Raw genomic sequence first — 14,197 nt, 5'->3', positions numbered from 1 at the left:
ACCCCGATCGCCGAGGGCAGCCCGGTCGTGGTCTGCAACCTGCCGACCGCCGAGCTGGTCAAGGGTGGCGCGAACGCCTTCCTGGCAACGAAGATCTCGTTCATCAACGCCCTCGCGGAGATGTGCGACGCGAGCGGCGCGGACGTCACCCAGCTCGCGGACGCGCTCGGTCACGACAAGCGGATCGGCCGCGGCATGCTCAACGCCGGGCCCGGCTACGGCGGCGGCTGTCTACCGAAGGATCTGCGCTCGTTCATGGCACGGGCCGGCGAGCTCGGCGTGGAAGAGGTCATCACGCTGCTCCGCGAGGTCGACGACATCAACCAGCACCGCCGCGCGCGGATCGTGGATGTCACGCACGAACTGCTCGGAGCCGAGTGGGTCGGTCGCAACGTCACCGTGCTCGGCGCCGCATTCAAGGCCGGCACCGATGACGTCCGCGACTCGCCCGCACTCGACGTGGCCGGCCGGATCCAGTTGCACGGCGCGACCGTCACCGTGTTCGACCCGGAGGCGATGGAGAACGCCCGGCGCGTCCGGCCGACCCTCCGGTACGCCGCGTCGGCGGCTGAGGCCTGCGAGGGCGCTCACCTGGTCCTGCACCTCACCGAGTGGCCCGAGTTCCGCGAACTCGACCCGGCCGCACTCCGCGGCGCAGTGGAGAACCCGGTGATCGTCGACGCCCGCCTCTCCCTCGACGCCACCAAATGGCGCGCCGCCGGCTGGCTCTACCGAGCCCCCGGCAAGCCTTAGAACCCATTACGTCCGAAGAACTGGAGGGCCTGCCCCTCGGTTCTTCGGACGTAAGCCTTCAGATGACGGTGGCGTTGCGGAGGACGGGGCGGGTGAGGGCTACGGCGCCGAGGATGATCGAGCAGATCGAGATGCCGAGGCAGACGCCGGTGATGCCCACGCCGTTCAGGTCCGAGAGGGAGCCGAGCACCGGGTTCATCACGACCAGCGCGAGGCTCTGACACAGCACCACGACCGACTGCAGCCGCGACTGGTACTCACGCTCGACCGAGTTCATCAGCAGCGGGAGCACGTGCCCGGTGAAGGTGCCGACGCCGATCCCGCTGACCACCGCGGCCGCGATGGTCAGCGGCAGTGGATCCAACGAGGACAACCCCAGTACGCCGACTCCTGCCAGCAGTAGCCCGAGTGCGGCGACCAGGCCGGGTCGCTTGAACGCGCCACGGGTAAGGATCCGCAGCGCGATCACGCCCACCCCTAGGCTCCGGCTGGCGATCAGCAGCCCCGCGGTCGCCGCGTCCCACTCGTGATCCCTTGCCAGCAACGGAAGCAGCAGCGCGTCCATCGGCATCAGCAGCCCGGCGGCCAGGGTCATCGTGATCAGCAGAGCCCGGGTCAGCGGCCGGCTGAAGGCCATCCGTACGCCGTCCGCGATCGACCGGAACATCCCCGTCGTGATCTTGCCGTGCGGTTCCGTGGTGCCTCGCAACGCCAGCAGGACGCCGATCATCACCGCGAACGTCAGCGCGTCGAACCCCGCCGCCGCCGTCAGTCCGGCCCAGTTCACCAGTACGCCGCCGACCGCGGTACCGCTGACCGCGAAGACCACACCGGTGACCTGGAAGCTGGCGAGTGCGCGCGGCACCTGCTCCGGCGGAACCAGCAGGCGCGGCATCGAGCGGGACGAGGGCAGGAAGAACGCGTCGATCACGCCGACGACGAGCGCGGTGACGAGCAGCAGTGTGACCGGCTCATCGATCGCGAGGGTGACGGGCACCAGGGTCGTGGTGACCACGAACATCGCCGTACAGCTGGCCAGCAGCACCTTGGGCGCGCCGAAGCGGTCGCCGACGGCACCACCGATCAACAACAGCGCGGCCCTCGGTGCCGCGGCCAGGAGGAGTACCAGTCCGGCGGTCCGGCCACCGTGCTGGCTGGCGGACCAGCCGATCGCGAACGTCATCGTCAGGTCGCCGAGGAGGGACACAGCGGCGCCGAAGAGCCAGATCCAATAACGGACCGGGATGCGCTGCGTATCCGGTTCAGCGGGCGGAGTCACGATCGACGACCTTAGACGACATTGGGTGGGAACTCACGGCTACCCGCCCCAGGGTGGTGGAAAACCGACGCGGGTCAGCCTTTACGCAGCTCTGCCGCGCCGTCACGGACAGTGCTGCCCTTGGCCCGGGCCAACTCGCCCAGGGCATCCTGATAGGCGAGCATCCGGTCGCGCAGCTTCTCGTCGTACGCCGCCAGAATCCGGACGGCGAGCAACCCCGCGTTCTTGGAGTTCCCGATCGACACAGTGGCGACCGGAACCCCGGCAGGCATTTGCACGATGGACAACAACGAGTCCATCCCGTCGAGGTACTTCAGCGGCACCGGCACCCCGATCACCGGCAACGGCGTCACCGCGGCGAGCATGCCCGGCAGATGCGCGGCGCCACCGGCCCCGGCGATCAGCACCTTCAGCCCTCGCTCGTGCGCTGACCGCCCGTAGTCGATCATCTCCACCGGCATCCGGTGGGCCGAGATCACATCTGCCTCAAAAGGCACCTCGAACTCGACACAGACCTCGGCCGCGGCCTTCATGGCCGGCCAGTCGGAATCCGAGCCCATCACGATTCCCACGCTCATGCTGCCCTCATTCGTCGATCGTGCCGGTCAGGTACGCCGCCGCATGCCGGGCGCGCTCGCGGACCTCCTCGAGATCGTCACCGTAGGCCGTCACGTGCCCGACCTTGCGCCCGGGCTTCACGGACTTCCCGTAGAAATGAACCTTCAGCCCAGGGTCCCTTGCCATGCAGTGCAGCAGGCCGAGATGCATGTCCTCGACATCACCACCGAGGACGTTCACCATCACCGTGTACGGCGCCCGCGCGGCCGGTGATCCGAGCGGAAGATCCAGTACTGCGCGCAGGTGGTTCTCGAACTGACTCGTGACAGCGCCTTCGATCGACCAGTGCCCGGTGTTGTGTGGCCGCATCGCCAACTCGTTCACCAGCAACCGGCCGTCACGCGCCTCGAACATCTCGACCGCGAGGATGCCCACCACGCCCAGTTCGCCGGCGATCCTGAGGGCCGTCTGCTGGGCCTGAACCGCCTTCTCGGGGGCCAGGTCCGGCGCCGGCGCGGTCACCTCGACACAGATCCCGTCCCGCTGCACGGACTCCACGATCGGATAGGCGACAGCCTGGCCGTGCGGGCTGCGCGCCACGATCGCGGACAGCTCACGGACGAAGTCCACCTTCTCCTCGGCCAGGATCGGGACACCGGCGCTGAAGGCCACGGCGACCGCCGGGTCGTCGGGCCCTTCGGCCACCCAGACGCCCTTGCCGTCGTAGCCGCCTCGAGTGGTCTTCAGGATGATCGGGAAGCCGTTCGTGCGCTTGGCGAAGTCTGTGACGTCTTCCGGGGTGGCGACCACCTGATGAGCCGGCGACGGAGCGTCGATGGTGTCCAGCCGCTGCCGCATGACGGCCTTGTCCTGGGCGTGCACGAGGGCGTCGGGGCCAGGCCGGACCTTGACACCGTCGGACTCCAGTTGGCGCAGCAGGTCGGTCGGTACGTGCTCGTGGTCGAAGGTGACCACATCGGCCTCGGCGGCGAAGCGTCGTACGGTCTCGGGGTCGCGGTAGTCGCCCACGGGGGCGTCGGCGACTGCCTGGGCCGCTGAGACGGCCGGGCCCTCCGCGAGCACCCGCAGCTGGATGCCCAGCGCGATGGCCGCTTCCTGCGTCATCCTGGCCAGCTGGCCGCCCCCGACCATGCCCACCACGGGCGTCCCTACCGGCAGATCTTTGCGCTCGAACTTCACACGCCGGAGCCTAATGTGCTTACAACATGCCGGCGCCGGGGGGCCAGACGGCACGCGGGGGATTTTCGTCTCAGACCTGTCGCCGGGTACGGTGGAGAGCCCCTGACCAGTCGTCCGTGTTCACAGAGAGTCCTCCGGTCCGTTGAAGATCGTCACCACGCTGTACCGCCAGGTCGAGCACCTGGTGCACGAAGTGGCCAAGTTCGGGCTGGTCGGTCTGCTCGGCATGGTCGTCGACCTGCCGATCTACAACTGGCTGGTGTTCGACCGCCCACTCGTGATCTTCGGTGAGCACGGTAACGGCATGCTGCACGACAGACCGCTGACCGCGAAGGTCATCTCGGTCTCGATCGCCACCATCGCGACGTACCTGGGCAACCGGCACTGGACCTGGCGGCACCGTGAGCGCAGCGGCCTGCACCGCGAGTACGTGCTCTTCTTCGTGCTGAACGGCATCGGCATGCTGATCGCGGTCGGCTGCCTGGGCATCTCCCGGTACCTCCTGAATCTGCACGGCCCGGTGGCCGACAACATCGCCACCAACGTGATCGGCCTGGGCCTCGGCACCTTGTTCCGTTTCTGGTCCTACCGCAAGTGGGTCTTCCGCGACGAGCTCGCCCTCGACGAGGCCGAGCACCACCCCAAGGCCCCGGACTCCCCCGCCGAACTCGACGCCGAATCCACCGGCGACCTCCCCGCCATCCGCTGAGTCACGCGGTTCCTGACAAGCAGGCGGCGCCGCCCCGAGCCGGGGCGGCGCCGTTCGGTCGTTTCAGCGGCGGTCGTTGTCGTCTGAGCTGAAGAGGGTTTCGGCGTCGGGCTCGGGGGCCGGGCGGCGGCGTTGGTGCTCGGGTGGGGCTTCGTCGTCCAGGATGCCGTCGCCGGGCTTGCCCTCGGGGCCGCCGAAGAGCAGGTCGGACATCTGCAGGTGCATGTGCTCGACGTGCGGGACGTCCGGCAGGATCACCTGACCGCGCTCGCCGGCGGACTCGATCGCCAGTGTGCCGCAGCCGAGGACCCGGTCGATCAGGCCGTGCTCGTAGGACACGTCGTTGATCCGCATCAGCGGGATGTCCCGCCCGGTCCGGGTCAGGATCCCGTGCCGGGTGATCAGCCGCCGGTTCGTCAGCGTGTAGGACGAGAAGAACCAGTTCAGGAACGGTTTCGCGCCGAACACCAGCAGGACGCCGATCCCGACCACCCCGATCGCGATCCGGGCCGGGGTCTGCAGGCTGCCGTCCGGTACCACCGCGGCCAGGAACCCGCCGCCGGCCGCCACCACGAGCAGCAGGAAGACGGGGAAGATGAGCGCCTTCCAGTGCGTCCGGGTGCTGACGACGATGTATTCGTCCTCACCCAACAATTTCGCCGAGATCGCCATGGCCCCAGTGTCACAGTTCGCAGGGCCGCTTGTCGCGGCTCGACACGTGTGCCTGATCGTGCACCGGTTTAATGCTGTACAAACTGGATACTGTCCGCCAGGATGCGCGGGGGGTGACATCGTCGTCACTGGGGGCTAGGCGAAGAGGGAGCCGTGATGGGCATCTTGTCGGTACTCGATCGGGAGCACACCATCGCGCCGCCGGGCTACAGCCGCTGGCTGATCCCGCCGGCCGCTCTGGCAGTCCACCTGTGTATCGGGCAGGCGTACGCGACCAGCGTCTACAAGACGTCGCTGATCAAGCATTTCGACACCAGTCAGACCGCGATCGGGGTGATCTTCAGCATCGCGATCGTGATGCTGGGACTGTCCGCCGCGATCGGCGGCACCTGGGTGGAACGCAACGGCCCGCGCAAGGCGATGTTCGTCAGCGCCTGCTTCTGGGCCTCCGGCTTCCTGGTCGGTGCCCTCGGCATCGGTACCGGCCAACTCTGGCTGGTCTATCTCGGCTATGGCTTCATCGGCGGCATCGGGCTCGGCATCGGCTACATCTCGCCGGTCTCGACGCTGATCAAGTGGTTCCCGGACCGGCCGGGACTGGCCACCGGCCTGGCGATCATGGGCTTCGGCGGCGGTGCCCTCGTCGCCAGCCCGGCATCGCGCCAACTGCTGTCCCTGTACGACGACGGCTACGACCCGAACGTCTCCACCTCCGTGGCCGGTGGCGGTGCCCTGGTCGCGTTGTTCCTCACCCTCGGGATCGCCTACTTCATCATCATGATGTTCGGGGTGTTCAACATCCGGGTCCCCGCCGACGGCTGGAAGCCGGCCGGGTTCGATCCCTCGCAGGTGAAGGCGAAGGCCCTCGTCACCACCGCGAACGTGTCGGCCGCGAACGCGATCAAGACGCCGCAATTCTGGTGCTTGTGGGTGGTACTGCTCTGCAACGTCACCGCGGGCATCGGCATCCTGGAGCAGGCCAGCCCGATGATCCAGGACTTCTTCCGCGGTGCGGACGGCAAGTCCACGGTCGCGGTCGCGGCGGCTGCCGGCTTCGTCGGGTTGCTGTCGATCTTCAACATGGCCGGGCGGTTCGTCTGGTCGTCGACGTCGGACGTGATCGGCCGCAAGCCCATCTACGCGATGTACCTCGGGGTCGGCATCGTCGCCTACTTCCTGCTGGCCACGGTCGGCCACAACAGCACGGCGATCTTCGTCCTGCTCGCCGCGGTGATCCTGTCCTTCTACGGCGGCGGTTTCGCCACCGTCCCGGCGTACCTGCGGGATCTCTTCGGGACCTACCAGGTCGGCGCGATCCACGGCCGGCTGCTGACCGCGTGGTCGGTCGCCGGGGTCGCCGGACCCCTGATCATCAACGGATTCCTCGACCGGGAAGGGAAACCGGGCACGCTGACGGCCGAGGCGTATCGCCCGGCGCTGTTCACCATGGTCGGCGTGCTGGCGATCGGCTTCGTCGCTAACCTGCTGATCCGCCCGGTCGCGAATCGGTTCCACGAACAGGCCGCCACCACGACAGCAGCGGAGGCAACGAAATGAATCAGACACCCCGCCTTGTCGTCTCCTGGCTGCTGGTCGCCGCCCTGCTCGGCTACGGCATCGTCCAGACCCTCATCACGGCCGCGAAACTCTTCACGAATTAGTGCGTAGATGGGTCACGTCGCCGGCGGCCAGCGGACGCGGGCCGTCGGCGGTGTCGACTATCAGCCGGCCGTCAGTGTCGAGGTCGGTGGCGGTGCCCTCCAGGAACGTTCCGTCCGGGAGTTCGACCCGTACGGATCGCCCGAGGGTGGCGGAGAGTTCGCGGTAGTCCGGCAGGATCACCGCGGGGTCGCCGTCGGCGTCCACCCAGGCCTGGTAGCGCGTAGCCAACTCCCGGAGAACGGCAGCCATCATCGTGGCCCTGTCCGTGGTGAGAGCGACCTCGAGCAGCAACGACGTCGCAGCCGGATGTGGTCGCTCATCCTGGCGCAGGGTGACGTTGAGCCCGATCCCCAAGACAGCCGCCGGCCCGTCGGCGGTATCAACCCGCTCCAGCAAGATCCCGGCTAGCTTCCGGTCGTCCACCAGTACGTCGTTGGGCCATTTCACCTGCGCCGGGATCTCCCCGACGCGGCGTACGGCCGAGGCAACGGCCAGGGGCACCAGGAGACCCAACCAGGGCCACCGGATAGCCGGAACCCGGACTGGGCGCAGCAGAGCCGACATCAGTAGCGCCGAGCGAGCCGGAGTGGTCCACGTGCGCCCCAGCCGTCCACGTCCCGACGACTGGTACTCCGCGGCCACCACAAGGCCTTCAGCGGCCCCAGCACGCGCTGCATCGGCCACTACCGCGTTGGTCGACTCTGTCTCCGTCAGTACGTCGATCTGGGTCCACAGCGCACCGGGTTTCACCAGGCGGCCCCGCAGGAACGCAGCGTCGAGCGGCGGCCGGTCGAGATCGTCGAACATCAGCCGGTGTTCTGCAGACCGGCGGCAACTCCCGACACGGTGAGCAACAGCAACCGGCGGGTCCGGACGATCTGCTGCTCGTCCAGCGAGTCATCGGTACGAAGTGTCCGCAGGGCTCGCAGTTGCAGGTAGCTCAGCGCATCCACATAGGGATTCCGCAACTCGACGGCCCGTCCCAGCACCCGGCGGCCACTCAGCAGCCGGTCCCCGCCGAGCACCGCCAGCACCCAGTGCGTGGTCAGCGCGTGCTCGTCCAGCATCAGCTGTGTCAGGTCCGGCCGGCTCCCGAGCTCCAGGTACCGCCCGAGGATGCGCCGGTCCGTCTTGGCCAGCGACATCTCCGCGTTCTCCAGCATCACCTGGAACAGCGGCCAGTTCTTGTTCGCATCCTGCAGTACTGCGACATCGCCCACCGCGGCCAGCGCCGACCCCAGGCCGTACCAGCCCGGCGCGTTCACCCGGGCCTGGGACCAGGCGAACACCCACGGGATCGCCCGCAGGTCTTCCAGCGACGACACCGCGACACCGCGGCGCGCGGGGCGGGACCCGAGCGGCAACTGCCCCAGCTCCTCCAGCGGAGTCACCCGGCCGAACCACTCCGCGAAGCCGTCTGCCCTGACGAGCCGGTGGTACGCAGTACGGGCGGCTTCGTCCAGGGTCTTCTCCACGACAGCGAAACGCTCCGCGGCAACGGCTGCACGCTCCTCGACGGCCGGAGTCGAGGCCAGCAAGGTCGCGGCCGTCACCTGCTCGATGTGGCGCTGGGCGATCGCCGCGTTGCCATACCGGGCCGGGATCGCCTCACCCTGCTCAGTGAGCTTGAAGCGCCCACCCACCGACCCAGGCGCCTGAGCCAGTACTGCGCGGTTCGCCGGGCCACCGCCACGGCCGAGAGCACCACCGCGACCGTGGAAGAGGGTCAACCGAACCGCATTGCGCTGGGCCCAAGCGGTGATCCGCGCCTGCGCGTCGTACAGGGCCAGCGTGGCCGAGACCGGGCCGACGTCCTTGGCCGAGTCCGAGTAGCCCAGCATGACCTCGAAGCGCCGATCATTGGCGGTGAGGCGGTGCCGGACCCGGGTGAGCTGGATCGCGTTGTCCAGCACCTCCACAGAGTTCTGCAGGTCCTCGCCGGTCTCGAACAGCGGCACTACGTCCAGCTCGATCTGCCGGCCGTCAAGGGCGGCGTCGGCCAGCTCGTAGACGGCTGCGAGGTCCCCGGCGTTACGGGTGAACGACACGACGTACCGGCGGCATGCCTCCGGACCGAAGCGCTGCTGGATCTGGCCGATCACGCGCAGCGTGGCCAGGACTTCCTCTGTCTGGTCGGAGAGCTCGCCACCGCTCAGCACCTCTTCGAGTGCCTTCGCGTGCACTGACGAGTGCTGCCGGACCTCCAGCTCGGCCAGGTGGAACCCGAACGAGCTCACCTGCCAGATCAGCTGCTGCAGTTCGCCGTACGCCTGCCGCGGTGCGCCCGCGGAAACCAGGGAGTCCTGCAGCACCTTGAGCTCATGCAGGAAGTCGCCGGCGCGGGGATAGCCGAAGTCAGCATCCCGGGCGCGGGTGGCAGCCAGGCGTCGCGCTGCGAGTAGCAGGAGCTGCCGGTGCGGCTCGGCGGGCGACCTGGTCTCGATGTCCGCGATCAGCTCGGGGTTGACCGCCCGGGCGTCCTCCAGGATCCGCCGTACGGGCGCCGAAGGCGGGGTTGTCGCCGCGTCCAGGGTCAGCGCCCGGCCGAGCTGATCAGTCGCCTGCTCGAGCGCACGCAGTACGTGGTCGGCCTGGATCTGCATGGCCTCGCGGGTGATCGCGGCGGTCACGTTCGGGTTGCCGTCGCGGTCGCCGCCGATCCACGAACCCAGCCGCACGAACGGCGCCACCACCGGCTGCTTGGTGCCGGCGGCCTCCCCGGCCAGCGCGTCGTCCAGCCGCCGGTAGACGTTGCCGACGACGTCGAACAGCACCTCTTCGAACACCGCCATCGCCGACCGGACCTCGTCCAGCGGGGTCGGCCGGCTGGTCCGCAGCTGCGACGTACGCCAGAGGATGTCGACCTGCTCGACCAGCCGCCGTCTGTTCTCCGCCAGCTCGGCGTCACCGGCCCGCGGGTCGCTCCGCTCCTCCAACAGCGTCGAGATCCGCCGGATGGTCGCCAGTACGGCGCGACGCCGGGCCTCGGTGGGATGCGCGGTCAGGACCGGGCGGAACTCCAGCCCGTTGAGCAGGGCCCGGGCCTGCTGTTCCCCGCTGTCGGCGGAGATCTGCTCGACCGCCTGGGCGAGCTCCGACACCGCCGGAGCGTCGCTGGTCCGGTCGCGCTCACGCAGTACCCGGGCGCGATGCAGTTCCTCGCTGAGGTTGGTCAGGTGGAAGTAGCAGGTGAAGGCCCGGGCGACGTCCTCGGCGCGTTCATGCGGCCAGGAGGCGACCAGGTGCTCGGCGGCGGCACCGTCGCCCGCGATGGTCAGTTCGCGCAGCTTCTCGACGTCGTCCAGGAGCGGCTGACCGGCGTACTCGACCAGAACGCGGCCCAGGATCTCGCCGAGCAGGCGCACGTCGGCACGCAGTTCCTCGGGGACTTCGAAACGTGCGCGGGTGCGGGTGCGGGCGTTCGCCTGACTGCCGGTCTCGGTCACGTTCGCCCACGATATCCGTGGCCGCCCAGTCTCGCCTCATGGTCCGCCCTGTGGAAGCAGATCGTGACCGGCTGTTCAGGTGCCGCTCAGACGGCGCCGAAGCCTCCGCCGACGAGCTGGGAGACCACCTTGGCCAGCTCGGCCGGGGTCCGTTCGGTGCCGTCGACCACCAGCATCCGGGCGCAGCTCTCGGTCATCGAGGCCAGCATCTCGGCCAGCACCGGCAGGTTCGCGTCCGGATCGGTGACACCGGGCAACGATTGCACAAGGGTCAGCCGGAGGCCCTCGACCAGAAACGCCCGCGCCGCCCGGACGCGGTCGGCCACCACCGGCGCGGCGCCGTACTGCGCGCCGAAGACGATCCGCCACGACATCGGTGACTTCGCGGCGGTCTCCAGGAACGCGGTCAGGCCGTCGAGTACGTGCTCCTCGGGCGTCCCGACGGTCGGCTCGGCCGGCAGCGCGGCCATGATCGAGAGCACCAGGTGCTGCTCCTCGCGGCCCAGCAACGCCAGCAACAAGTCGTCGCGGTTCGCGAAGGAGGCGTAGATCACCGGCTTCGTGACGCCGGCCGCCTCCGCCACGGACTGCATCGTCGTACCGGCATAGCCGCGCTCGGAGAACACCTCGAGAGCGGCGTCCAGGATCATCGGGCGGCGGCGCTCCGGACCCAGGTGCGCGGCTCGGCGGCGAGGTTCCGCAACCGCGTCTTCGGGGCTGACCACTTGACAAACCTACCAGGTCGTAGGAAATTCCTACGGTCTGGTAGGAACTGCCCGGGAGGTCACCGAATGGCCGAGCGTGGCAGCGCCCGCTGGCTCGAAACGGACGACCTGGCCGCTCTGGATCTGCTCGAACTGGCCCGGCTGGTCGACCGGACCTCGGAGCGAGAGCTCCGGCATCGGCTCATCGGGGGAGTGCGAGAGGTCGCGTTGCGCGAGATCTTTCGCCGGATGCCGGAGTACCTCCGCCCCGCGAGGGCCGAGGGGTTCGACGCCGTCGTCGCCTGGCAGATCACCGGGGCGGGCGGCGGTGGCGTGGACGAGTACCGGATCAGGGTCAGTGACGGCCGCTGCCGGTTGCTGACGGACCACGCGGAACCGCCGGCCATCTCGGTCCGCACCGACGCGGCCACCCTGCTGAAGATCGTCACCGGCAACGAGGACCCCGTCACCGCGGTCCTGAAACAACGCCTGTCGGTCCGCGGCGACCTAGCCCTCGCCGCCCGCCTCACCAAACTCTTCGCCGTCGGCCCACACTGAGCACCTCAACGCTCGTTCCGCTCAGGAGGTCCGGCTCCTCGGGGACCGGCGGGTCTCGCGGGCTGCTCAGCCGTCTGTGGCGCGTTAGCTCCCTGACTACCGGGCGTCGGCGAGAGCTGCGGGTCGAGGATGTGCGCCACCGAGGCTCCGGCGCGGGCCCGGCAGCGCTGGACCTCCTGCTCCGCCGTCACGCTGGCTACCTCGACCGCGTCAGCCCCTCTGTCGATGGAGTCCCGCCGCTCCCCTCGGGCGTCCCACTCGTCGCGGCCCGGACCTCTGTCCGCGAAGGCCTTCTCCAGGCGTCCCGCCACCAGTTCGGTGACCGCCTCCTGGTCCTTCGGCGACAGAGCCGTGGAACCCATCGCTGCCCTCACCAGCATGTCGGCAGCGACCGGACCGGCCCCGCCCCAGCCGGCGCCCGCCAGAGTGCGCAGTACGTCGCCCTCGCCGCGGCCTGTCCTCGCACTGATGCTGACGGCCAGCGATCGCGCCGCGGCCCCGTCACCGACCATCGGCGGCTCCGGCGCATGGCCGAGCTGCTCCGCCCCACCTTCGGGGAGGAGCTTCTGCAGGAGTCGCGGCATCGCCTGCTCCGCGTAGGCACCGTTGACGGACATCGACAGGATGGCGGATTCCCTCCCGCCGGGGTGCTGCCCGTCCGCCTCCAGGTTGGTCGCGCATTCCTCCACCAGCGCGGTCATTCCGCGCCGGATGAGCGGGCGCTGGTCCTCGGCCGCGGGGCCGGGCGCGAGTCTGGCGGGAATGTCGCGGTTGACGGCCAGCGGCTCGATCAGCCTCCGGACGCCGCTCGAGATGTTCGGCAGTCGGACCGGGGACCAGCCGTCGGTGTCCTCGACGACCAGACGGTGGATGGTACGGATGAGTTCGTCGACATCGGCGTCGGCCACGCGGAGAAGGTACCGGCCGGCGGGTTCAGACGTGACCCTGCGGCGGATGTCACAGCACGCTCAGTGGCCGGGGAAGTTAGGCTGCGCGCTTATGGGAGAGACCGTGAACATCCACACCACCGCCGGGAAGCTCGCGGATCTGGAGCACCGGCTGGACGAGGCTGTGCACGCCGGGTCCGAGCGAGCGGTGGAGAAGCAGCACGCGCGGGGCAAGAAGACCGCCCGCGAGCGGATCGCGCTGCTGCTGGACGAGGGGTCGTTCTCCGAGCTGGACGAGTTCGCGCGGCACCGGTCGACCTCCTTCGGCATGGACGCCAACCGCCCGTACGGCGACGGCGTGGTGACCGGCTTCGGCACCATCGACGGTCGCCAGGTGTGCGTGTTCGCACAGGACTTCACCGTCTTCGGCGGTTCGCTGGGTGAGGTGTTCGGCGAGAAGATCGTCAAGGTGATGGACCTGGCGATGAAGATCGGCTGCCCGCTGATCGGCATCAACGACTCCGGCGGCGCCCGGATCCAGGAAGGCGTCGTGAGCCTCGGCCTGTACGGCGAGATCTTCCGCCGCAACGTCCGCGCGTCGGGCGTGATCCCGCAGATCTCCCTGATCATGGGCCCGTGCGCCGGTGGTGCGGTGTACTCCCCCGCCGTCACCGACTTCACCGTGATGGTGGACGAATCGTCGTACATGTTCATCACCGGGCCGGACGTGATCAAGACCGTCACCGGCGAGGACGTCACCCAGGAGGAGCTCGGCGGCGCCCGGACGCACAACACCAAGTCCGGTAACGCCCACTACCTGGGCAGCGACGAGGAGGACGCGATCGACTGGGTCAAGGCCCTGGTCTCGCACCTCCCGCAGAACAACCTCGAGGACCCGCCGGTCTACGACTCCCCGGCCGATCTGGAGGTCACCGAGACCGACCTGGCGCTGGACACGCTGATCCCGGACTCACCGAACCAGCCGTACGACATGCACACGGTGATCGAGGCGGTCGTCGACGACGGGGAGTTCCTCGAGGTCCACGCGCTGTTCGCGCCGAACATCCTGGTCGGCTTCGGCCGGGTCGAGGGCCGTCCGGTCGGCGTGGTCGCGAACCAGCCGATGCAGTTCGCCGGCACGCTCGACATCGACGCCTCGGAGAAGGCGGCCCGGTTCGTCCGGACCTGCGACGCGTTCAACGTGCCGATCCTGACGTTCGTCGACGTGCCGGGCTTCCTGCCGGGCACCGACCAGGAGTGGAACGGCATCATCCGCCGCGGCGCGAAACTGATCTACGCGTACGCCGAGGCGACCGTGCCGATGATCACCGTGATCACCCGCAAGGCGTACGGCGGCGCGTACGACGTGATGGGGTCGAAGCACCTCGGCGCCGACATGAACATCGCCTGGCCGACCGCGCAGATCGCGGTGATGGGTGCGCAGGGTGCGGTCAACATCCTGCACCGGCGGGAACTGGCAGCAGCCGCCGAAGCCGGTGAGGACACTGAGGTGACCCGGCTGCAGCTGATCACGGAGTACGAAGACACCCTGGCGAATCCGTACATCGCGGCCGAGCGCGGCTACGTCGACGCGGTGATCAAGCCGAGCGAGACCCGCTCCGAGATCATCCGCGCCCTCAGCAGACCCCACCGCACCTCCGGCCCAATCGCAGCCCTCTAGTTACGGGTGGGCGCTGGCGCGCCAGCGGCCGGGGCCTGGGTGGAGGGGGCGGCGGACGTTGCGCCAGTAGGAGGCCCAGTCGCTGGCT

The 14,197-nt window shown here is 69.0% G+C and carries 14 protein-coding genes; 6 read left to right on the top strand and 8 right to left on the bottom strand.

All coding sequences use genetic code 11. The features are described from left to right. Positions 1-753, top strand: a 753-nt coding sequence (locus tag VFG33_RS16140; protein WP_325053682.1) for a nucleotide sugar dehydrogenase, incomplete at its 5' end; no start/stop codon positions are given. Positions 754-811: 58 nt separating this feature from the next. Here the strand turns inward: VFG33_RS16140 and VFG33_RS16135 are convergent. The 3 genes from VFG33_RS16135 to VFG33_RS16125 form a co-directional block, all read right to left on the bottom strand. Next, the gene (locus VFG33_RS16135; protein ID WP_325053681.1) at positions 812-2,032 is read right to left on the bottom strand and encodes an MFS transporter; all 1,221 of its coding nucleotides are present in this window, start codon (positions 2,030-2,032) and stop codon (positions 812-814) included. A 74-nt stretch (positions 2,033-2,106) separates the two neighbouring features. Continuing rightward, the gene (purE, locus tag VFG33_RS16130; protein ID WP_325053680.1) at positions 2,107-2,610 is read right to left on the bottom strand and encodes a 5-(carboxyamino)imidazole ribonucleotide mutase; all 504 of its coding nucleotides are present in this window, start codon (positions 2,608-2,610) and stop codon (positions 2,107-2,109) included. A gap of 7 nt (positions 2,611-2,617) precedes the next feature. Then, positions 2,618-3,790 (bottom strand): 5-(carboxyamino)imidazole ribonucleotide synthase, encoded by a 1,173-nt coding sequence (locus tag VFG33_RS16125; protein WP_325053679.1) that lies wholly within the window; start codon positions 3,788-3,790, stop codon positions 2,618-2,620. A 142-nt stretch (positions 3,791-3,932) separates the two neighbouring features. On the opposite strand from VFG33_RS16125, the gene VFG33_RS16120 reads away from it, so the two are divergent. Then, positions 3,933-4,499, top strand: coding sequence for a GtrA family protein (locus VFG33_RS16120; RefSeq protein ID WP_325053678.1), 567 nt, complete (start codon positions 3,933-3,935; stop codon positions 4,497-4,499). 63 nt (positions 4,500-4,562) lie between these two features. On the opposite strand, the gene VFG33_RS16115 is transcribed toward VFG33_RS16120, so the two are convergent. After that, positions 4,563-5,171: a PH domain-containing protein gene (locus VFG33_RS16115; protein ID WP_325053677.1), complete on the bottom strand. Its 609-nt coding sequence runs from the start codon at positions 5,169-5,171 to the stop codon at positions 4,563-4,565. Positions 5,172-5,327: 156 nt separating this feature from the next. On the opposite strand from VFG33_RS16115, the gene VFG33_RS16110 reads away from it, so the two are divergent. Together VFG33_RS16110 and VFG33_RS41275 are read left to right on the top strand one after the other, a co-directional pair. Then, positions 5,328-6,728, top strand: coding sequence for an OFA family MFS transporter (locus VFG33_RS16110; RefSeq protein WP_325053676.1), 1,401 nt, complete (start codon positions 5,328-5,330; stop codon positions 6,726-6,728). Next, positions 6,725-6,832: an MFS transporter small subunit gene (locus VFG33_RS41275; protein WP_414672958.1), complete on the top strand. Its 108-nt coding sequence runs from the start codon at positions 6,725-6,727 to the stop codon at positions 6,830-6,832. The genes VFG33_RS16110 and VFG33_RS41275 overlap by 4 nt, the downstream gene beginning before the upstream one ends. Here VFG33_RS41275 and VFG33_RS16105 read toward each other — a convergent pair. The 3 genes from VFG33_RS16105 to VFG33_RS16095 all read right to left on the bottom strand — a co-directional run bounded on the left by VFG33_RS16105 (position 6,822) and on the right by VFG33_RS16095 (position 11,004). Further along, a complete protein-coding gene (locus VFG33_RS16105; protein WP_325053675.1) occupies positions 6,822-7,640 on the bottom strand; it encodes a biotin--[acetyl-CoA-carboxylase] ligase in 819 nt (272 codons plus the stop codon). The genes VFG33_RS41275 and VFG33_RS16105 overlap by 11 nt on opposite strands. Then, positions 7,640-10,279, bottom strand: coding sequence for a phosphoenolpyruvate carboxylase (locus VFG33_RS16100; RefSeq protein ID WP_325053674.1), 2,640 nt, complete (start codon positions 10,277-10,279; stop codon positions 7,640-7,642). Before VFG33_RS16100 ends, VFG33_RS16105 begins: the two co-directional genes overlap by 1 nt. An 86-nt stretch (positions 10,280-10,365) precedes the next feature. Beyond that, positions 10,366-11,004 carry a TetR/AcrR family transcriptional regulator gene (locus VFG33_RS16095; RefSeq protein WP_325053673.1) on the bottom strand — a complete coding sequence of 213 codons (639 nt, stop codon included), beginning with the start codon at positions 11,002-11,004 and terminating at the stop codon, positions 10,366-10,368. 66 nt (positions 11,005-11,070) lie between these two features. Here VFG33_RS16095 and VFG33_RS16090 point away from each other — a divergent pair, with 66 nt between their 5' ends. Beyond that, positions 11,071-11,541, top strand: a complete 471-nt coding sequence (locus tag VFG33_RS16090) for an SCP2 sterol-binding domain-containing protein (RefSeq protein WP_325053672.1) — start codon at positions 11,071-11,073, stop codon at positions 11,539-11,541. A gap of 5 nt (positions 11,542-11,546) precedes the next feature. Here VFG33_RS16090 and VFG33_RS16085 read toward each other — a convergent pair whose 3' ends face one another. Continuing rightward, entirely contained in the window at positions 11,547-12,449 is a 903-nt protein-coding gene (locus VFG33_RS16085; RefSeq protein WP_325053671.1) for a hypothetical protein, read from the bottom strand. Between the two features lie 91 nt (positions 12,450-12,540). Between VFG33_RS16085 and VFG33_RS16080 the strand changes: the two genes are divergently transcribed. After that, complete coding sequence (locus VFG33_RS16080; RefSeq protein ID WP_325053670.1) at positions 12,541-14,109, top strand: acyl-CoA carboxylase subunit beta; 1,569 nt, start codon at positions 12,541-12,543, stop codon at positions 14,107-14,109. Positions 14,110-14,197 lie beyond the last annotated feature (88 nt).

This window comes from Kribbella sp. (genome assembly GCF_035687465.1).
Taxonomy (GTDB): domain Bacteria; phylum Actinomycetota; class Actinomycetes; order Propionibacteriales; family Kribbellaceae; genus Kribbella.
The sequence above is the reverse complement of the archived record's forward strand: the minus strand, read 5'-3'. Positions and strand labels throughout refer to the sequence as shown.